The following is a 1,613-nucleotide window of genomic DNA, read 5'->3' as shown; positions in this document are numbered from 1 at the left end:
CCACTGATGTTCTCTGGCAACTCCGGAGCGAAGGTTTGAACTAATGTATCTCCGACAAACACCTGAACTTGAACATTCTCAACCCCGTCCACATCCCAGCTGCGATTACTGTAGTTATGCACCGAATAATGCATATTGGCATCTTGATAGTTAGGTATAGTAATGGTTTCTGGCCCATGGCCATTGGTGTCATCAACATCCTGCTGAACCATACCATCACCAAGTTGGTGGTTCATATCGCGATAATAGATATGATCTAATTCTGCCCCAGTGTCGGTGTCGTAAAGCCACAAGTGATTGTCCATATCTCTTGGCGTCGCACCCCATGTCACTACGATTCGCATGTCGGTAGCTTCTAATACCTCACTTAGCGAAATAACGCCGCTATCGGTGGTTTCGCCGGCTGGAACGAGGAAGGTATTAGTAATAGCGCCCTCTTGCTCAATAGTGACACTGCCTTGCTCAAATACATTGCCTGTCACCGTGTATTGACCCTGGGCGTTGGTGACCGCGGTTGTTGAATTCCCTACGTCATCACTTAGCGTAACGTCTGCACCCACTACGGGCTGACCGTTTTCGGCGTTGAGAACGGTACCGGACACGGTGGTCGATTCACCCTGCTCACCAATAACGGCGGTCATATCATCATTTTCGATGTCGGTAGCAAATTGAAGCAGTTCAGCTTGTGTTACGGTGTATGAACCGTCTTCTTCAATGGTAATGGGCACATCAGCTGAGATAATCGGTGCGTCATTGACCGGGTCAACGGTGAGAGCAAGATTCCCTGCTACTGGTGTCGACCCATCACTGATATCGTAAGCAATATCAATTAATCCATTGAAGTTCGCATCAGGTGTAATCGTAAAGGTACCGTCACCATTGTCTTGAATCGTTGCATTGGCAGCCGACAGATTTGAAGCGGTAAGTTGGTCGCCATCAATATCCGCGGCATTAGCAAGAAGCTGAGCTTGATTGACCGTAATACTGGTATCTTCATCAACGTTGGCGGAGACATCGGAAGTGGTTGGTAAATCGTTCACAGGGTTAACCGTCAGAGTCCCCGTGGTTTGGATGGTTTCCAGTCCGTCAGAGACATCAAAGGAAAGGTTGAGGTCTCCGTTAAAGTTGGCGTCAGGCGTAATGGTAAACGACCCATCTGGATTTTCACTGACACTTGCATTACCGCCTACGGTTACATTAGTCGCCGTTAAGTCATCGCCATCCACATCATTGGCTTGTGATAACAACTGACTTTGTGACAGTGTAATGTTTCCATCTTCATCCAGCGTATAAGCAATGTCACCGCTGACCGGAGCATCGTTAACCGCGAGAACATTCACGTCAAATGTAGCTTCGACCTGTGCACCATCTTCATCGGCGATGACAATATCAAGCGTAACCGTTCCGTTAAAGTTCTCATTAGGCGCAAAACTGCAGGTTCCATCGTTGTTGATGGTGAAGATACCATCATTACCAGAGTAGCTTACCTCGACCAAAGACACATCGCCCTCTACATCGGAGGCACTAGAGAGCAACTGAGTTTCATTGAAGATCAATACATTGTCTTCATCAACGGTGTAAGACGCGGTACCAAAGACTGGGAGATCATTGAC

1 protein-coding gene is annotated in these 1,613 nt (G+C 47.7%); it reads right to left on the bottom strand.

Features of this window, described 5'->3' with window-relative positions; translation table 11 throughout:
• Nucleotides 1-1,613 (bottom strand): tandem-95 repeat protein (locus AWH66_RS00935; protein WP_143081447.1); only part of this gene is annotated, 1,613 nt, incomplete at both ends.

The organism is Vibrio barjaei (assembly GCF_001639065.2).
Lineage (GTDB): Bacteria > Pseudomonadota > Gammaproteobacteria > Enterobacterales > Vibrionaceae > Vibrio > Vibrio barjaei.
The sequence above is the reverse complement of the archived record's forward strand: the minus strand, read 5'-3'. Positions and strand labels throughout refer to the sequence as shown.